Source organism: Pasteurella sp. XG20, from assembly GCF_018968665.1.
GTDB classification, from domain to species: Bacteria; Pseudomonadota; Gammaproteobacteria; order Enterobacterales; family Pasteurellaceae; genus Pasteurella; species Pasteurella multocida.
Window position 1 is genome coordinate 2005745 of the sequence record NZ_CP076656.1, and the last position, 19594, is coordinate 2025338.

At 41.2% G+C, this 19594-nt stretch carries 13 protein-coding genes, 2 rRNA genes and 2 pseudogenes; 6 read left to right on the forward strand and 11 right to left on the reverse strand.

Going from position 1 to position 19594, the window contains the following annotated elements:
- Positions 1 to 156: 156 nt before the first annotated feature.
- From asnC to KPF51_RS09420, 6 genes and pseudogenes are all read left to right on the forward strand, one after another.
- Complete coding sequence (gene asnC / locus KPF51_RS09395; RefSeq protein WP_005718316.1) at positions 157 to 609, forward strand: transcriptional regulator AsnC; 453 nt, start codon at positions 157 to 159, stop codon at positions 607 to 609.
- A 22-nt stretch (positions 610 to 631) separates the two neighbouring features.
- Positions 632 to 1390, forward strand: a complete 759-nt coding sequence (udp, locus tag KPF51_RS09400; RefSeq protein ID WP_005718315.1) for a uridine phosphorylase — start codon at positions 632 to 634, stop codon at positions 1388 to 1390.
- Positions 1391 to 1585: 195 nt separating this feature from the next.
- Entirely contained in the window at positions 1586 to 2926 is a 1341-nt protein-coding gene (gene rimO / locus KPF51_RS09405; protein ID WP_005724416.1) for a 30S ribosomal protein S12 methylthiotransferase RimO, read from the forward strand.
- A gap of 178 nt (positions 2927 to 3104) precedes the next feature.
- Positions 3105 to 7016: pseudogene (locus tag KPF51_RS09410) on the forward strand (YadA-like family protein).
- A 114-nt stretch (positions 7017 to 7130) separates the two neighbouring features.
- Positions 7131 to 7601 (forward strand): annotated as a pseudogene (locus KPF51_RS09415) (low molecular weight protein-tyrosine-phosphatase).
- A gap of 96 nt (positions 7602 to 7697) precedes the next feature.
- Positions 7698 to 7910: a YdcH family protein gene (locus tag KPF51_RS09420; RefSeq protein ID WP_005718289.1), complete on the forward strand. Its 213-nt coding sequence runs from the start codon at positions 7698 to 7700 to the stop codon at positions 7908 to 7910.
- A gap of 53 nt (positions 7911 to 7963) precedes the next feature.
- On the opposite strand, the gene slyD is transcribed toward KPF51_RS09420, so the two are convergent.
- From slyD to KPF51_RS09475, 11 genes are all read right to left on the reverse strand, one after another.
- Positions 7964 to 8563: a peptidylprolyl isomerase gene (slyD, locus tag KPF51_RS09425; RefSeq protein WP_005724401.1), complete on the reverse strand. Its 600-nt coding sequence runs from the start codon at positions 8561 to 8563 to the stop codon at positions 7964 to 7966.
- Between the two features lie 63 nt (positions 8564 to 8626).
- Positions 8627 to 9340 carry an SIMPL domain-containing protein gene (locus KPF51_RS09430; RefSeq protein ID WP_005724400.1) on the reverse strand — a complete coding sequence of 238 codons (714 nt, stop codon included), beginning with the start codon at positions 9338 to 9340 and terminating at the stop codon, positions 8627 to 8629.
- Between the two features lie 119 nt (positions 9341 to 9459).
- Entirely contained in the window at positions 9460 to 9885 is a 426-nt protein-coding gene (gene rraB, locus KPF51_RS09435; RefSeq protein ID WP_005718277.1) for a ribonuclease E inhibitor RraB, read from the reverse strand.
- 134 nt (positions 9886 to 10019) lie between these two features.
- Positions 10020 to 10421 (reverse strand): large-conductance mechanosensitive channel protein MscL, encoded by a 402-nt coding sequence (gene mscL, locus KPF51_RS09440; protein ID WP_005718275.1) that lies wholly within the window; start codon positions 10419 to 10421, stop codon positions 10020 to 10022.
- Between the two features lie 82 nt (positions 10422 to 10503).
- The gene (trkA, locus tag KPF51_RS09445; RefSeq protein WP_005724399.1) at positions 10504 to 11880 is read right to left on the reverse strand and encodes a Trk system potassium transporter TrkA; all 1377 of its coding nucleotides are present in this window, start codon (positions 11878 to 11880) and stop codon (positions 10504 to 10506) included.
- On the reverse strand, positions 11880 to 12704 hold the full coding sequence (locus tag KPF51_RS09450) for a glycosyltransferase family A protein (RefSeq protein ID WP_005724398.1): 825 nt from the start codon (positions 12702 to 12704) through the stop codon (positions 11880 to 11882). The genes trkA and KPF51_RS09450 overlap by 1 nt, the downstream gene beginning before the upstream one ends.
- Positions 12701 to 14041, reverse strand: a complete 1341-nt coding sequence (rsmB, locus tag KPF51_RS09455; RefSeq protein WP_005724397.1) for a 16S rRNA (cytosine(967)-C(5))-methyltransferase RsmB — start codon at positions 14039 to 14041, stop codon at positions 12701 to 12703. Before rsmB ends, KPF51_RS09450 begins: the two co-directional genes overlap by 4 nt.
- Positions 14041 to 14994, reverse strand: a complete 954-nt coding sequence (fmt, locus tag KPF51_RS09460; RefSeq protein ID WP_211599559.1) for a methionyl-tRNA formyltransferase — start codon at positions 14992 to 14994, stop codon at positions 14041 to 14043. The genes rsmB and fmt overlap by 1 nt, the downstream gene beginning before the upstream one ends.
- Before the next feature lie 62 nt (positions 14995 to 15056).
- Positions 15057 to 15569: a peptide deformylase gene (def, locus tag KPF51_RS09465; RefSeq protein ID WP_005718266.1), complete on the reverse strand. Its 513-nt coding sequence runs from the start codon at positions 15567 to 15569 to the stop codon at positions 15057 to 15059.
- Positions 15570 to 16163: 594 nt separating this feature from the next.
- Positions 16164 to 16279, reverse strand: a 5S ribosomal RNA gene (rrf, locus tag KPF51_RS09470).
- A 154-nt stretch (positions 16280 to 16433) separates the two neighbouring features.
- Positions 16434 to 19333, reverse strand: a 23S ribosomal RNA gene (locus KPF51_RS09475).
- Between the last annotated feature and the right edge of the window lie 261 nt (positions 19334 to 19594).

Sequence of the window (19594 nt, forward strand, 5' to 3'; positions counted from 1 at the left end):
TTCGATACCTTAAAATATATACTACATCAAATTCACTGAATATTATTTAATACAAAAGCCCTATAACTCAATACTTTTTTTGAAATAAGCGATATACTTTGAATTTTATACAATATAACGTATTTATTTTTGAAAAAATTCTAAAAAAGGTCAGCTATGCACAATATTGATAATCTTGATCAGCAAATATTGCGGGTTTTAACTAAAGATGCACGCACGCCTTATGCTGAAATGGCAAAAAATTTCGGTGTGAGCCCAGGAACTATCCATGTACGTGTGGAAAAAATGCGCCAAGCAGGCATCATAGAAGGCACAAAAGTGCGTATAAATGAACGTAAACTGGGCTACGATGTATGCTGTTTTATCGGGATCATTTTAAAAAGTGCAAAAGATTACGATAAAGTAATCAAAAAACTGGAGGGCTTTGATGAAGTTGTTGAGGCTTACTATACCACGGGAAATTACTCGATTTTTATTAAAGTGATGACCCACACAATCGCAGAGTTACATTCTGTATTAGCCTCAAAAATTCAGTTAATTGATGAAATTCAATCGACTGAGACCTTAATCTCAATGCAAAATCCAATTTTGCGTGATATTAAACCCTAGCATAATAAAATAAGGAGATATTATGTCAGAAGTATTCCATCTAGGTTTAACCAAAGCGATGTTAGAAGGCGCCACTTTAGCGATTACCCCAGGCGCCCCAGAACGTGTCGAAAAAATTGCCAAGCTTTTAGACCGTCCAAAATTTTTAGCATCGACCCGTGAATTCACCTCTTGGCTCGGTTATATCGGAGATAAAGCTGTTGTCGTCTGTTCCACAGGGATCGGTGGACCTTCAGTTTCTATCGCCGTTGAAGAACTGGCACAATTAGGTGTTCGCACCTTCTTACGCATTGGCACAACCGGCGCAATTCAACCACACATCAATGTTGGCGATATTCTTGTCACCACAGGCGCAGTACGCTTAGACGGCGCAAGTTTACACTTTGCCCCGATGGAGTACCCTGCGGTTGCTAATTTTGAATGTACTAATGCGCTTTACAAAGCTGCTACAGAATTAGCCAACCAAAAAGTATATGTGGGTATTACTGCTGCATCAGATACATTCTACCCAGGTCAAGAACGTTATGATACGTACAGTGGTAAAGTCTATCGCCACTTCCAAGGTTCATTAAAACAATGGCAAGATCTTAATGTCATGAACTTTGAAATGGAATCTGCCACTTTATTTACGATGTGTTCTGCGTTAGGTTTACGCGCTGGTATGGTAGCGGGTGCCATTGTTAACCGTACACAGCAAGAGATCCCAAATGAAGCCGCAGTGAAAGATATTGAAAAAAATGCAGTTGAAATTGTCGTCAAAGCCGCGGCGTATCTACTTTAATTTTTCATTCCCTTTACATAAAACGCTTAGCCATCGTCTAAGCGTTTTTTATTTCAAGAAATTGTCGAATTTCAGTGATTTTATCGCCACTCTTTGCTTTTTTTAGACTTTTTCTGCTCATTTCGTAGCCTTATCTAGATAAATTCTGTACAATAAAGAATTACTCGAATTTATTCCTTTTTTGAGATCTTTTTTATGACATCTTCTTTACCCAATATTGGTTTTATTAGTCTCGGTTGCCCTAAAAATTTAGTAGATTCTGAACGTATTCTGACAGAGTTACGTTCAGATGGTTACAATATTATTCCAAGTTATGAAAATGCAGATCTTGTCATTGTCAACACTTGTGGTTTTATTGACAGCGCAGTACAAGAATCCCTCGAGGCGATTGGCGAAGCGCTGGAAGAAAATGGCAAAGTGATTGTGACGGGTTGCTTAGGTGCCAAAGAAGATCGTATTCGCGAAGTCCACCCGAAAGTGTTGGAAGTAACAGGTCCACATAGTTACGAAGCTGTCATGCAGCAAGTGCATAAATATGTACCTAAGCCTGCCTATAATCCGTATGTCAATCTTGTACCCAAACAAGGTGTAAAACTGACGCCAAAACATTATGCCTATTTAAAAATCTCAGAAGGCTGTGATCATCGTTGTACCTTCTGCATTATTCCTTCCATGCGTGGTGACTTAGACAGTCGTTCCATTACACAAGTATTAGATGAAGCAAAACGCCTTGTTGAAGCGGGAGTAAAAGAAATCTTGGTCGTTTCACAAGATACTTCTGCCTATGCGTTAGATCGTAGCAAAGAAGAACAAAATAAAACGGTATTCTGGAATGGCATGCCAATTAAAAATAACTTAATTAGCCTCTGTGAGCAACTGGGTAAACTCGGTGTATGGGTACGCTTACATTATGTTTACCCTTACCCACATGTTGATCAATTAATTCCATTAATGGCGGAAGGTAAAATCCTGCCTTATTTAGATATTCCCTTACAACATGCTAGCCCTAAAATCTTAAAAGCCATGAAAAGACCCGGTTCAATTGAGCGAACCCTAGAACGGATCAAAAAATGGCGTGAAATCTGTCCTGATCTCACATTACGCTCAACCTTTATTGTCGGATTTCCGGGTGAAAGCGAAGAAGATTTTCAACTTCTTTTAGATTTCTTAAAAGAAGCCCAACTTGATCGTGTTGGCTGTTTCAAATTCAGCCCAGTAGAAGGAGCTATTGCAACAGAAATGCCCGATCAAGTCCCAGAAGAGGTGAAAGAAGCACGTTTTCACCGCTTTATGCAGTTACAACAAGAAATCTCTGCAGCGCGCCTACAACAAAAAGTAGGCAAGGTCCTCACTGTGCTCGTGGACGAAGTAGATGAAGAAGGCATCATTGCACGTTCCATGGCAGATGCACCAGAAATAGATGGTGTGGTTTACATTGATAATCCAAATCGAGTGGCTGTTAAAGCGGGACAATTTATTGAAGTCAAGATCACACGGGCTGACGCCTACGATCTTTACGCGTCGCTAATAAACTAGTTATTTCTTTTAATAACTTTACATTATAAGCATAGTGTTCACTTCGCCATCGTCGTAGAATTAGCAACCAATTTTTTTACGTCCTTGTTTCATAGCAGTATCCAAAAATGAGGATAGCAAACACCAGAACTGTCGCTCTTCTGACGTTCTACTTTTGAAATAAATAAGGAAAAAATAAATGAACAAAATCTATCGTACATTATGGAATGCAGCGACTCAAAGTTAGGTTGTGGTTTCAGAATTGGCAAAAGCGAGTGGCAAAAGCGCGTCAGGTAAATCAGCGTTAGTGAACAGCGTAAGTGGCTTTAGTTTTACATTAATCGCAGCGTCGGTTGTATTAGGTAGTGGACAAGTAAATGCTGCTGAGGTGACAGGTAATACTGGTGTGTCAGGAGACGGTAATTACTGCTTTTTTGATGCAAATAGTAAAACCGTTATTTGCGGAGATGTGACCACAAAAACTGAAGATAAAGCAGATAACAAGCCCGCTAAATCTGTTGTAATGGGTGTCGGGGCTACAAATAAAGGTGAATCAAATGTTGCTATAGGAGTTAATTCTAAGACAGAAAATGCTACTGCTGCGATCGCTGTTGGTTCTTCTGCGTCAGCTAAAGCCAATTATGCGATTGCTGTTGGTTTCGAGGCTGAAGGTAACAGTCAATGGGATATTTCCATCGGTCGCTTTGCAGGCAAAGGAGCCACAACTGAAAAAGGAGAAGGGAGAAATATTGCAATTGGCGATGGTGCATTAAAAAATGGTAAAAATGTCAATAACAATATTGCCTTAGGCACTGGTGCAGGAGACCAATTTGAAGGTACGCATAGCCTAATTATAGGTACTTATGCGAATACAAATCTTGCTGTAACATCAGCAATTACAGCGGGAACAAAAGAAAGCGAATTTGGTAATGGTATCATAAAAACCACCGATAACAATAAGGATACTTATCATGTAAAAGCAAATAATGTCGTCGCTCTTGGTCATCGCGCATTAGCCGCTAACCTAGCAGCTATTGCAATCGGCCAACAAGCAAAAGCATTTGGAAATCAATCTGTTGCAACTGGTAATGGAGCAAAGGCAAGTGGAGAGACCGCTATTGCAACGGGGAGTAATGCCTATGCGACTGGCGCTTCTGCAATCGCTATTGGTGGTTCGGTAAATGCTACAGATGCTGCAAGAACGTTTGCATCTGGCAATTTCTCAATTGCGATGGGACGCACTGCACAAGCAACCCAATCGGATACAATTGCATTTGGTCGTAATGCAACAGCAGCAGGAAACAATACAATCTCTATTGGTTATAACGCTGGAGTGACTAAAACAGCTAATGAAGCTCAAAGTGACCCTAATAATAAACTAGAACCAGCAACTGATGCTGTCTTTATTGGTAATAAGGCAGGTTATAAATCCAATCAGAACCGTATGCAAGTTTCTCTCGGTAAAGATTCTGGTGAAGGTGTTGTTGGTACAGAGAACGTAACTATCGGTAATAGTGCAGGTAAAAATACTAAAGGCAATACCAACGTGGCGATTTCAAGTCGCGCAGGACAAAATGTTGAAGGGCACGATAACTTTGCTGCATTAATTGAAGCAGGACAGAATATCAAGGGTAGCGATAATATTGCGATTGGTAAACATGCCGGACGTAGTGCAGATCCTAATACAAAATTAAATATCAATAATACGATTTCCCTCGGTAAAGAATCCGTTTCTTTAAAAAACTTTGGTATTGCGCAAGGTCATAAGGCTAAAACAGATGGTGTAGCCTCAATTGCCATCGGTCTTAATGCACAAGCAGTTGGTGGTGAAACAGCCAACATTGCTATTGGTGAAAATGCTAAAGCAGATGCAAGTGGCGCAATCGTCTTAGGTAAAGATGCAGAAGCGAGAAGCTTAAAAGTAGGTGATAAAAAATTGGGTGCTTACTCAGCTATCGTCATTGGTACTTCTGCCAAAGCGATTGCACAAGAAGGCAAAAATGAAAATCCAAAAGACGCTATCGCAATTGGTACTCAAGCCGAAGCACATTATGCAAGTACTATTGCATTAGGTTTTGGTGCGAAATCGGATACGAAAGCCCAAGCCGTTTCAATTGGCTACAATTCTAACGCGAAAGGTTACCAGGCTATTGCTTTCGGTTCTGAAGCAAAAACCACAGATAATGCAGGAAGCTCGATTGCATTTGGTACCAAAGCACAAACGAGAGCCTCAGCATCCATTGCTATTGGTATGGGCGCAGAAACAGGCTTTGATGGCGGAAATGCGCTTGATGGGGCTGATGCAGTTGCCATAGGTAAAGAAGCAAAAGCGAAAAAACAAAATGCATTAGCTTTAGGTAACGGTGCTATCGCAAACGACAAAGATGCCGTTGCCTTAGGTGCTGGTGCAGAAACTGCAGCAGCAGAAGGAACAAATGAAGCGACAGTAAATACATTTAAGTACAGTGGTTTTGCAGGTACTGCGCCTATCGCGACAGTCAGTGTTGGTAAAGCAGACGCAGAACGGACTATCACTAACGTCGCAGCTGGTCGTATTAATGCGACAAGCACCGACGCAATTAACGGTAGTCAATTATATTTAGCCTTAAATACGCTAGGTTATGTAGGTGACACCTTAGTGACCAATGTATTGGGTGGTGATGCCGCTATCGTCAAAGAAGGAGATAAAGCCGGAACCTTAACCATGTCAAATATTGGTGGCACCGGTAAAGGTACAATCCATGATGCGATTGAAGCTGTAAATAATACAGCTAAAGCTTCTAAAACCACTGTAGTTGCTGGTGATAATATGCAAGTTGACGAAGTTGTTGCCGCTGATGGTAGCAGAACTTACACTGTCGCCACCAAAAAAGATGTGAAATTTGACAGTGTTGTTGCAGGTGGAACAAAAATTGATGCAAATGGTTTAACTTTTGTTAATGACCAAGGCACTAAAATTGATAATACACCAAGTATCAGCAAAACCGGCATTGACGCAGGTAACCAAAAAGTGACCAATGTCCAAAATGGTACTGTGGAAAAAGACAGCAAAGATGCTGTAAATGGCGGACAATTATTTGCGCAAGGTGAAGGCGTGAAAAATATTATCGGTGGAGATACTACTTACAATCCAGAGACAGGAGAGTATGCCAATACAAATATTGGGGGTACAGGTGCCTCAACAATTGATGAAGCTATCAAAGCTGTCAATACAACAGCTAAAGCCGCCAAAACGGAAGTTGTTGAAGGTGATAATATTGTTGTAACATCTACAGATGGAGCTAATGGCAATAAAATATATAAAGTTGCAACGGCTAAAGAAGTGACGTTTGACAAAACCACAGTAGGTAGCGTGGTAACAGATAAAACTACCAATGATATTAAAGGGCTAAGTAACACAGCTCTAGGCGGAGATAACTTTGCTAAAAACGGCAGAGCGGCATCTGAAGAGCAGTTAAATGCCACACAAACCAATTTAGCAACGTTGTTAGGTGGTAATGCTCAAAATACCAATGGTAATGTGGCGATGACTGACATCGGCGGTACTGGCAAGAACAATATCAATGATGCAATTAAAGCAAGCCGTAACGAAGTGAAACAAGGCAAAAATATGGTCGTTACACCAACCACTGGTGCTAATGGACAAACGATCTATGAAGTAGCAACTGCCGATAAAGTGGCATTCGACGAAGTCAAAGTTGGCGGTATTACTATTGATGGTACAACCAATAAAATTAGCGGTATTGCGAAAGGAGAAGTGTCTGAAACCAGTACCGATGCGGTAAATGGTAGTCAGTTACATGAGTTGAGCAAACAAATCATGAACCAAAGTGGTCAAGGCTATAACATTCTAAATAACCGTATCAATAAAGTGGATAAAGATCTCCGTGCGGGTATTGCAGGCGCGAATGCAGCGGCTGGTTTACCACAAGCGTATATCCCTGGTAAGAGCATGGTTGCGGTTGCAGCGGGCACTTACAAAGGACAAAACGCAATTGCATTGGGTATGTCCCGTATTTCTGATAACGGCAAAGTCATCATCAAATTAACGGGTAACACAAACTCGCGTGGTGACTTTGGTGCAAGTATCGGTGCAGGTTATCAATGGTAATCCTTAGCGAAGGCTAAAAACATGTAACCTAAATTCGGCTCTATTCGATTTTATTGAATAGAGCCGAATTGTATTTTATTACGATAAAAATAATGTCAGGAAAAGGAAAGTAACATGACGATTCATCTTTTATTTGTTTGCTTAGGTAACATTTGTCGTTCACCTATGGCGGAGTTTCTGATGCGTGAGAAAATTAAGCAGGCTGGATTGGAAACGGTAATAAAAACCAGTAGTGCGGGAACATCTGGTTGGCATGACGGTGAAGATATGCATTGTGGAACGGCGGATATATTAGATCAATGTCATATTGATAGCACTGGCTTTCGTAGCAAAAAGGTTCAGCGCCAGCACTAGCAAGAATTTGATTATATTATCGCGATGGATAACAGTAATCTGCAAGACTTAGAGCGCCTTTTCGGTCATCATCCTGATAAGCTTTTCAAAATAACCGAGCTTTGTCCTGATTTAGGTTATGATCATATTCCTGACCCTTGGTATAGCAAAGATTTTAACCAAACCTATCAGCTACTCAATCCATGTTGCGATGCCCTGTTAGCGAGGCTACGTGAAAAACATCATCTATAAATTTGTGATCTCTAACACAGTAATTGAGAACGAATTTCGATAAGATAACAATGTGTATAGTTTTTATACTTTAACCTGATATGAAAGGAGCAACCTATGTTTCCAGAATTTCGTGATTTAATTTCTAAACTCAAACTCGAAGATGCACATTTTAATCGTTTATTCGAAAAACATAACGAACTTGATCATCGCATTAAAAATATTGAAGCCAATATTGAGCTCGGTACCCCGCAAGAAGTGGAAAACCTCAAAAAAGAAAAACTCCGCTTAAAAGATGAAATCTATGTGATATTAAAGAAACATAAATAAATATAAAAAAACCGCACTGTAAAGTGCGGTTCTTTTTTATCAAATTTCTAGAATTAGTGCTTACAGCCACCATTGCCACAACAGCCATCATGTGCATGATGCTCATGTTCATGATGGTGATGACTTCCACAGCCACAGCCATGTCCTTCTTCATCACTGTCGTGATGATGACCACCACAACATCCACCTTCTTGATGGATATGACCATGGGCGATTTCTTCTAATGTTGCTTCACGTGTCGCCACGACTTCAACACTAAATAGTAACTCTTGACCTGCTAACATATGGTTACCGTCCACAACAACATCGTTTTCTGCCACTTCGGTAATCACCACTGGTAATGGACCAATGTCTGTGTCCGCAATAAAACGCATGCCCACAACAAGCTCATCTACGCCTTGGAAAACGTCTTTTGGTACACGTTGTACCATGTTTTCGTTATATTCACCGTATGCTTCTTCTGGTTTAACGCGAACTTCAAATTTATCACCGACTGCTTTACCTTCGAGTGCATTTTCTAAACCAATCACTAAATTATTATGACCTTGTAAATATTCTAAAGGTTGGTTTACTGGCGCCTCATCAACTAATACACCGTCTTCTGTGCGCACTTGATAAGCAATGCTCACTACAACATTTTTTGCAATTTTCATTATTACTCCAATTTTTCGCGAATGAATTCGTGTATTGTATAAGAAATATCATTGCTTAGAAAGCTAATCGTTGATTAATTCAATTTTCGCTTGCACAACGGCTCTTAATTTTGTTTTGCCACCTTCAAGGGCCATTTCGTGATCGGCAGAAGAACTATAAAAAGCGTCTTTACTTTTCATCGATACCGCATAGCTTCTTGTTGAGCCCATCACATCATGAGGAGATAAATCCAATTCAATTAAACGATAACCTTTTGCTTTCATTAAAGACTGAATCAATTGTGCTTTTTGCTCAAACTTTTGCAATACAGCTTCGGTCATTTCTTTTTCCACACGCGCTAAACTTTCTTCAGACACGGTGGCATACATACCGCCAATTTTAAAATGCTCATTTAACTCTGCCACCAGTTTCGACAACATTGGCATATCTTGACTTTTCAGCACGATTTCAGCGCGATCAATCCAACCATTTTGTTTCCCCTCTTTTCCATAACGCACTTGCGTGTAACGTTGTTGAGAAACAACCTGTACTGTACTGTGTTTTTTCACGGCATCAAGCGCCTGATTCATACGTGCCACAATGAGTTGATTTAATGCGCTCGCATCTTTCCCTTCTTCTTGTAAATAAAGTGTTACTTGCAGCTCATCTTTATCAATTTCTTTGACCACTTCAGCACTGAACTGAACTTGATTATGTTGTAGTTTATTGTCTACAGGTTGCGCATTCAGCGCAATTGGTAACGCAAGGAATATCCAAGCAAGATGTTTTAATGTCATAACGTTTTTCCTATGATGTAAAGTCACTCTTTGTTAGGCAGAAAGTAAACAAAATAGTTCAAAATAAAACCGCACTTTCAACAGGTTGCCAAAAGTGCGGTCTTATTCTTAAATGTTTTTTAATGACGTTCGTTAAGCTCATCATCTAGCTCGTCGTCAAAGAACTCACCATCTTCACCGTATTCGTCATCCTCTGCATTTGGATCTTCAAAATAAGTTCCCCAACCATCATAGGTACCACCACATTTTTCAACTAACGGGAGTAATTCTTTTTGCTGTGCATCAATGATTTCAGGTGTCAATTTCACTTCGCTAATAATATCAAAGCAAAAAATAACATGACCTTTCTCATCTTCAAACTCTTCCGCTTCTGAGACTTCATAACCTAACTTAAACGCATCCAGCGCAATTTTCTCTAATTTATCAAAATCGTGGTGAACAATGTGATGCTCAATAATGTATAACGCATCGGGATCACTACCGTCATTTAAGAGATCGGTGATAATCTCTCTGGTTTCTGTTTTTAGCGCGTTGAAGTCGATCATGTTGGTTACCTCTAAGGAATAAAATTGACTGTATTGTAAAGGGTATAAATGGCTTATACAAGTTGCGACGATTGGAGCCCGGTTGAAATAAAAAAATCTTCCACTAGGGAAGATTTTTCGACGAGTCAAAACGATTATTTCTTCAATAAATCGCGAATTTCCGTTAATAGGACTTCTTCGTTTGATAGTTTTGGCTCTGCAGGTTCTTCTACTTTTGGCTCTTCACGTTTCAATTTATTTAACGCTTTGATCATCAAGAAAATCGCAAAGGCAATAATGACGAAGTCGAAGACTGTTTGGATAAATGCACCGTAATTTAACGTGACTGCAGGCACTTCACCCGCTGCTTCTTTCAACACAATACTTAAATCTTTGAAATCCACACCACCAGTTAAAATACCTAATACTGGCATCACCACATCACCAACTAAAGAACTGACAATTTTACCAAATGCACCACCGATGATCACACCGACTGCCATATCGACAACATTGCCTCGCATTGCAAATTCGCGAAACTCTTTAACAAAACTCATAAAAACTCCTAAATAAAATGTTAGCTAAAATCCTAGCCATTATAAGAACTTTTGATTTTTTGTACAGTTTATTTACGCTACTTTAAATAAAGAATACACTTGGCTGAAAAAGTTTCTCGATATCAGACACAAATTTCTTATCACTTAAATACACAATGACATGATCATTATCTTCAATCACGAGATTTTTCTTCGCCATAATCACCTCATTACCACGCAATATCGCTCCCACAATCGCCCCTTGTGGTAACTTCAATTCAGAAATTTTACGTCCAATCACAAGCGACGAACTTTCTTCGCCATGCACAATAATCTCTAACGCTTCAGCAACCCCGTGTCGTAAAGAGGCCACATTCACTGTATCACCTTTACGAACATGACTTAACAACGCAGAAATCGTCGTCTGTTGTGGTGAAACGGCAATATCAATGGTGCCACCTTGGATCAAGTTAATGTATGCCATACGTTGAATTAACACCAAGGCTTTCTTCGCCCCAAGTCGTTTTGCTAACAATGCTGACATGATATTCGCTTCATCATCACTGGTAAGCGATAAAAACACATCCACATTTTCGATTTGCTCTTCTAACAAAAAAGACTGATCAGAAGCATCACCACAGAAAATCAAAGTATTCGATAATTTTTCAGCCAATGCCGTCGCGCGTTCTGCATTACGTTCAATTAATTTGACGGAACATTTTCCTTCTAAATTCTTCGCAACACCAATGCCGACATTCCCTCCGCCTGCGATCATAATGCGCTTATACGGCTTCTCTAAACGCTGTAATTCACTCATCACAGCTTTAATATGAATGGTTTCACAGATAAAGGTAATCTCATCACCTGCCTCAATAATGGTCGATCCTTGCGGACGAATGACTTTATCTTGACGCAAAATAGACACAATACGACATTCAATATGTGGCATATGATCTTTCAAAGCAGAAATCGCATAGCCGACTAAAGGACCACCATAATAGGCTTTCACAACGACCAAACTAATACGACCATTCGCAAAATGTGCCACTTGTAACGCACCCGGATAATCAATCAAACGTGTAATTTCGTCAGTGACTAATTTCTCCGGTGAAATAATATGATCAATAGGTAACACATTGGTTTGGAATAATTTATCTTTTTCACGTAAATATTCCGCATTACGGATACGCGCAATTTTAGTGGGTGTATTAAAAAGCGTATAACTAATTTGACACGCTACCATATTGATTTCATCAGAGCTCGTAACCGCCACTAATAAATCCGCATCTTGCGCACCAGCTTCACGTAACACTCTTGGTGAAGAAGCAGAACCATTAACGACTCGTAAGTCATGCTTACTTTGTAAATTTTCTAATCGCAGTGATTGATTATCGACTAATGTAATGTCGTTATCTTCACTGACTAAATTCTCAGCAAGCGTTTTACCAACCTGCCCTGCACCAAGAATGATAATTTTCATTATTCTGTTCTCTCAATCACCAAAGGTTTAACACCCACCTCTTGTACATCCAATAGTTTCTTCAACTGTTCCACATGTTTACAAATATTCTCCGTGACTTGTTCTGCAACTTGAATATCGTTTGGTAAACTATTTTTCGGTTTTTTACCGAATAAAACAGCATCTAATAAACGTTCTGCTTTCATCCCTTCATGGCAATAATATAAAACACCAACATCTTCAAAAAGCGTTGCAACACGCCCTAATTTCACCACCGCTTCACCAAGTGCATTATCATCACCACCCAAACGGTTAAAGAGTGACTCTTGTGGAAAACCACCACATGCTAATAAAAATGCGCGACGAAACACAACGTTTCCCGCTAATGACATTTGCACAGTTTCCCAAGCGCTTTCAAAGTCGGGGTGTTCCGTATATTCTTCTGACAGACCAACTGGTTTCATAGCCAGTCTCACTAATACGGTTTCAGGACGGAAATGAAAAACGCAGCTAGCCACTTTAAGCGCTTCAGGCTCATAAGCATCATCCGCATCTAAGAACGCAATTAGCTCCGCATTACTTTGAACAGCACCCCAGTTTCTGGCTTTAGCAACACCACCATTACGAGAGAGTCGCTCAACAGTCACTTTTTCTGGAAAACGTGCAGCAATTTGATTGGCAAGCTTGAATGAATTGTCTGTAGAACAATCATCAATAATCCATAAATGATTCAGTAACTCTTGATTTAAGACGGAGTTTACCGCACGAATGAGCGTTTTCTCCGCGTTATAACAAGGAATCACAACATCGATTTTTGAAAATGACATTTTATTAAAGTTCATCATGAAACTACCTTCCTTAACTTAGCATAATAAAAACCGTCACCCCCATTCTCAGTTGGAAGAAACTGATACCCAACAGCCCCTTCTACAACCGTAAACGGGAGTGGCTCTAATTTCGCATCTACATTGTTCGTTAAAAATTGTTCAATTTGTAATGCATTTTCCTCTGGTAAAACCGAGCAAGTTGCATACAATAAAATTCCATTTGGTTTTAATACTGTCCAGAGCGCTTGTAAAATTTGTTTTTGTAGTGTCACTAATGCACTAATATCCGATGCTTGCCTTAACCACTTAATATCGGGATGGCGTCGAATCACGCCGGTTGCCGAACAAGGTGCATCCAATAAAATTCGGTCAAATTGTACCGCACTTTCACTTAGTTGCTTTAACCATTGTGCTGGCTGTGTGGCATCACCACAAATCACCGTTGCCTGCTGTTGCATTCGTGCTAAATTTTCATGCACACGTTTAAGGCGAGTAGCTTCAACATCTAGAGCAACCACATGCGCTTGTGGGGCTTGCTCTAAAATATGCGTTGTTTTCCCACCGGGTGCCGCACAGGCATCTAAAATGAATTCACCATTTTCTGGTGCCAATAACAAGGCTGACCATTGGGCATTCACATCTTGTACACTCACCGCACCTTCATGAAATGCTGGCAATTGAGATACTGCCACAGGTTGCAATAAACGTAATGCGCACGGATTATCTGCCTTTTCTGCCTCAATTCCTTGTTCTGCCAATAAAGTGCGGTACGTTTCTGTGCTATTTTTTTGCTGATTGACACGTAACCACATCGGCGGTTTGTGATTATTCGCTTCAACAATCTCACGCCAATTTGGATAAGCTTCTTTCAAACGATTAACTAACCAATCAGGGTGCAATGTGTGCCAATGTTTATCAACTTTCACCAATAAGGTTTCTTGTTCACGTAAAAAACGACGTAACACACCATTCACTAAACCACGGAAATGTTCCACTTTTAACGCGTTTGTTGCATTGACAACTTCATCAACTGCCGCGTGAGCAGGAATGCGAGTATAAAGGAGCTGATACAAGCCAACTAATAATAAGCAGTGGACAATGCGTGTTTTTCCTTTTAATGGCTTGTCCACAAGTTGCTTGATAATCAGTTCTAAACGAGGTAATACACGACATACCCCAAAACAAATTTCTTGTAATAAAGGTAAATCTTGTGTTTTAACTTGATGTTGTGTGTCTGGAATCAAGGTTGATAGCGATTTACCTTGATCCAGAACTTGTAAAATGATTTGTGCAGCAATGGCTCTTGTTGAAAGAAGTACAATTTGCTTTTTCACGTTTTTTACGAATTTCTGCATCATAAAACCTTACCGACAGGAAACCATTCTGCACGCCCATTCAGCAAGTCCCGCGCATCCATTGGCTTTTTCCCCGCGGGTTGTAATTGCAACAAATTTAATACACCTTCTGCAGTTGCAATTTGAATACCATTTTTATCCGCACTTAAAATCGTCCCAGCCACTTTATCAACATGAGGTAAAACAGCGGCTTTATAGACTTTTATCACCTGGGTATTGCCTTGGAGATCGCGTGTAGAAAAATAACTCACTGGCCAAGGATTAAACGCACGGATATGACGTTCTAACTGCTCTGCAGAGACATGCCAATTTAATTCTGCTTCTTCTTTAGACAATTTTTCTGCATAACATGATTCTATATCATCTTGTTTCTCAGATGCAAATTTTCCTTTATCTAATCCATCGAGGACATGTAATAAGGCGGGGGGGGCAATTTCCATCAATTTAGCATATAGACTAGAGGATGTTTCATCCTGCGCAATATCACAATACACTTTATACAACATATCACCCGTATCCAATCCTTCATCCATTTGCATAATAGTGATACCCGTTTGTTTATCCCCAGCCCAAATGGCACGTTGAATCGGCGCCGCCCCACGCCAACGCGGTAACAGCGATCCATGCACATTCAAACAACCTAAACGAGGCATAGCTAATACGGTCTGCGGTAAAATCAAACCATAAGCCACAACAACCATCACATCTGCATCAATGGCACGCATTTCTTCTTGTGCGTCTACTTTACGCAAGGATTTCGGTTGATAAACGGGAATATTATGCTGCTCTGCTAATTGTTTCACTGGACTGGCTTGTAACTTTTTGCCTCGCCCTGCAGGTTTGTCAGGTTGCGTGTAAACAGCAACCACTTGATGATGAGAATTCAATAAAGCTTGTAAATGCTGGGCAGCAAACGCTGGCGTACCCGCAAAGATAATTTTGAGTGATGTCATATAAAATAATGTTCTACGTTATGAATAAAACAACCCACGCTAACTGACGTGGGTATCAATAATTACTTCTGTCTTGCTAATTGTTTTTGGAGTTTCAGCAATTTTTCTTTCATACGTTGACGTTTCAACGGTGATAAATAATCAGCAAACACAATGCCATTTAAGTGATCGATTTCATGTTGAATACAGATCGCCAATAGCCCCTCCGCGCTCAACGTATATTCTTCGCCATGACGATCCAACGCTTTAATCGTGACTTTTTCTTTACGTGGCACAAAACCGCGGAATCCAGGTAAAGATAAACAGCCTTCCTCAATCCCTGTTTCACCACAGCTATCAATAATTTCAGGATTAATTAACACATACTGGTTTTCTTTCGTACCTTCCACATCAATCGTAATAATACGTTGATGAATATTAACCTGTGTTGCTGCTAATCCAATCCCTTCTTCAAGGTACATTGTTTCAAACATATTATCCACAATTTCACGAATTTCGTCATTTACCTCTACAACAGGTTTCGCAATGATTTTCAAACGTTCATCTGGATAAACAAGTACATTTAATCGCGCCATAATTTCTCTTTGTGTAAAATGCAATAAAAAAATTTTAATTATTCTACTCTTTTTTTGATTTTTTACAAAAACTTTCCCCAAACTAAAAATATCAAATATGCTACCAAATTAGCCTTGCTAAAAGGATTAAATCAGCTTTCTAGCTGACTTGAAGATGCAAAAAATAGAAAAAGCTATGTATTTTCACATTTCTCTCTTTCTCTGTATTGACTGTATTTGCTTTACTTGCTGTATTGATTGTAGTTAACTGACATGCTATCACTTTCAACAACAAACTCGTCACCTTATACAGCCAATCAATCGGATCTCATGCTTGATACCCCAATACACGGTAATCCTGATTTATGTCTAATTCCAACACAAAGCGACGACTCCCCCAAACAACCCGTCTGATTGCCTATTAACTGCTCATTAATTGCTGTGTCTTAATTGCTTCTTAGTTGCTTCTTAATTACTGTATTACTGCTTGGTGCTACTTGATTTTTGGTCATGACTATACTTCTTGTTATGCGAATGACACTCTCCCCATATCCTCACTCTCCCCAAACACAAAAAAACCTCAAGTATCTCTACTTGAGGTTTCTTCTCATTCAGACCTGGCGGTGTCCTACTCTCACATGGGGAAGCCCCACACTACCATCGGCGTTACAGCGTTTCACTTCTAAGTTCGGTATGGAGTTAGGTGGGTCCACTGCACTATCGCCGCCAAGATATTCGGTTGATGTCTTCTCTATTCTTCTGTTCTTCCTTCGTGCTTTCTTCACTCTCGCACTTTAATCAAAAACAAGCTGTCTAAAGTAATTTTCTCTTCTTCGTCTTTTCGTCTAACGTCTCACTCAACACCCAAAAACACTTGAGCGTTGTATAGTTAAGCCTCTCGGGCAATTAGTATTGGTTAGCTCAATGTATCACTACACTTACACACCCAACCTATCTACGTCGTAGTCTACAACAACCCTTACTGACTTAAAGTCAGGGATGACTCATCTCTTGGCAAGTTTCGTGCTTAGATGCTTTCAGCACTTATCTCTTCCGCATTTAGCTACTCAGCAATGCTCCTCTGGCGAGACAACTGGAACACCAGTGATGCGTCCACTCCGGTCCTCTCGTACTAGGAGCAGCCCCAATCAATCATCCAACGCCCACGGCAGATAGGGACCGAACTGTCTCACGACGTTCTAAACCCAGCTCGCGTACCACTTTAAATGGCGAACAGCCATACCCTTGGGACCTACTTCAGCCCCAGGATGTGATGAGCCGACATCGAGGTGCCAAACACCGCCGTCGATATGAACTCTTGGGCGGTATCAGCCTGTTATCCCCGGAGTACCTTTTATCCGTTGAGCGATGGCCCTTCCATTCAGAACCACCGGATCACTATGACCTGCTTTCGCACCTGCTCGACTTGTCTGTCTCGCAGTTAAGCTTGCTTATACCATTGCACTAACCTGACGATGTCCGACCGTCATTAGCAAACCTTCGTGCTCCTCCGTTACGCTTTGGGAGGAGACCGCCCCAGTCAAACTACCCACCAGACACTGTCCGAGTACCCGTTTCAGGCACTTCGTTAGAACATCAAACGTTAAAGGGTGGTATTTCAAGGTCGCCTCCACAATGACTGGCGTCACTGCTTCAAAGGCTCCCACCTATCCTACACATCAAAATTCAATGTTCAGTGTCAAGCTATAGTAAAGGTTCACGGGGTCTTTCCGTCTAGCCGCGGGTACACCGCATCTTCACGGCGATTTCAATTTCACTGAGTCTCGGGTGGAGACAGCCTGGCCATCATTATGCCATTCGTGCAGGTCGGAACTTACCCGACAAGGAATTTCGCTACCTTAGGACCGTTATAGTTACGGCCGCCGTTTACTGGGGCTTCGATCAGGAGCTTCTCTTTCGATAACACCATCAATTAACCTTCCAGCACCGGGCAGGCATCACACCCTATACGTCCACTTTCGTGTTTGCAGAGTGCTGTGTTTTTAATAAACAGTTGCAGCCAGCTGGTATCTTCGACTTACTTCACCTTCATCCGCAAGGGACTACAATTACTGTAAGCGCACCTTCTCCCGAAGTTACGGTGCTATTTTGCCTAGTTCCTTCACCCGAGTTCTCTCAAGCGCCTGAGTATTCTCTACCTGACCACCTGTGTCGGTTTTCAGTACGGTTTAGATAAACCTGAAGCTTAGTGGCTTTTCCTGGAAGCAGGGTATCAGTTACTTCAGTCCCTTAAGACCTCGTCATCAGCTCTCAGTGTTTATAAAGACCCGGATTTGCCTAAGTCTTCCACCTACCACCTTAAACAGACATCCAACAGTCTGCTAACCTAACCTTCTCCGTCCCCACATCGCAGTTTATCCAAGTACGGGAATATTAACCCGTTTCCCATCGACTACGCTTTTCAGCCTCGCCTTAGGGGCCGACTCACCCTGCCCCGATTAACGTTGGACAGGAACCCTTGGTCTTCCGGCGAACGAGTTTTTCACTCGTTTTATCGTTACTTATGTCAGCATTCGCACTTGTGATACGTCCAGCAACCCTCTCGAGCCACCTTCATCCGCTTACACAACGCTCCCCTACCCAACAGAATAAATTCTGATGCCGCAGCTTCGGTGCTATATTTGAGCCCCGTTACATCTTCCGCGCAGGCCGACTCGACTAGTGAGCTATTACGCTTTCTTTAAATGATGGCTGCTTCTAAGCCAACATCCTAGCTGTCTAAGCCTTCCCACTTCGTTTCCCACTTAATATAGACTTTGGGACCTTAGCTGGCGGTCTGGGTTGTTTCCCTCTCCACGACGAACGTTAGCACCCGCCGTGTGTCTCCTGAGTATCACTCTTCGGTATTCGCAGTTTGCATCGGGTTGGTAATCCGGGATGGACCCCTAGCCGAAACAGTGCTCTACCCCGAAGGTGTCCGCTCAAGGCTCTACCTAAATAGATTTCGGGAGAACCAGCTATCTCCCGGTTTGATTGGCCTTTCACCCCCAGCCACAAGTCATCCGCTAATTTTTCAACATTAGTCGGTTCGGTCCTCCAGTTAGTGTTACCCAACCTTCAACCTGCCCATGGCTAGATCACCGGGTTTCGGGTCTATACCTTGCAACTCAACGCCCAGTTAAGACTCGGTTTCCCTTCGGCTCCCTTATTCAGTTAACCTCGCTACAAAATATAAGTCGCTGACCCATTATACAAAAGGTACGCAGTCACAAGGTTGCCCTCGCTCCTACTGCTTGTACGTACAGGGTTTCAGGTTCTATTTCACTCCCCTCACCGGGGTTCTTTTCGCCTTTCCTTCACAGTACTGGTTCACTATCGGTCAATCAGGAGTATTTAGCCTTGGAGGATGGTCCCCCCATCTTCAAACAGGATTTCTCGTGTCCCGCCTTACTTATCGTAAGCTTAGTTCCACTAACATACTTTCGAGTACGGGATTATCACCCTCTTTGATTTGGCTTCCCAGCCAATTCCTCTAATATGCTAGCTAAAACTTACTGGCTCTTCCGCTTTCGCTCGCCGCTACTCACAGAATCTCGGTTGATTTCTTTTCCTCGGGGTACTTAGATGTTTCAGTTCTCCCGGTTCGCCTCAATAAACTATGTATTCATTTATTGATAGTAGATTCTTCATCTACTGGGTTTCCCCATTCGGATATCTTGGATTAAACGCCTCTTATCGACTCATCCAAGCTTTTCGCAGATTAGCACGTCCTTCATCGCCTCTGATTGCCAAGGCATCCGCCCTGTACGCTTAGTCACTTAACCATACAACCTCAAGTATTCTTACTTAATCTCAATTAATCCATTAACCTTTGCTAATGCATTAATCAAGTTTCATCACCTTGATGTTGTGTTTAAACGCTAAACACTTGCATGCCTTTTTCATGCAAGATTTTTCTACTCAGACTTTCTTTCGAAAATCTCTTCAGTTTTTCAGCTTGTTTCCAATTTTTTAAAGAACAGTAAAGACAAGTCAAAATGGCTTCGCCATTTTTCGCTCATCATTGCTAAATATTCTTAATGTAA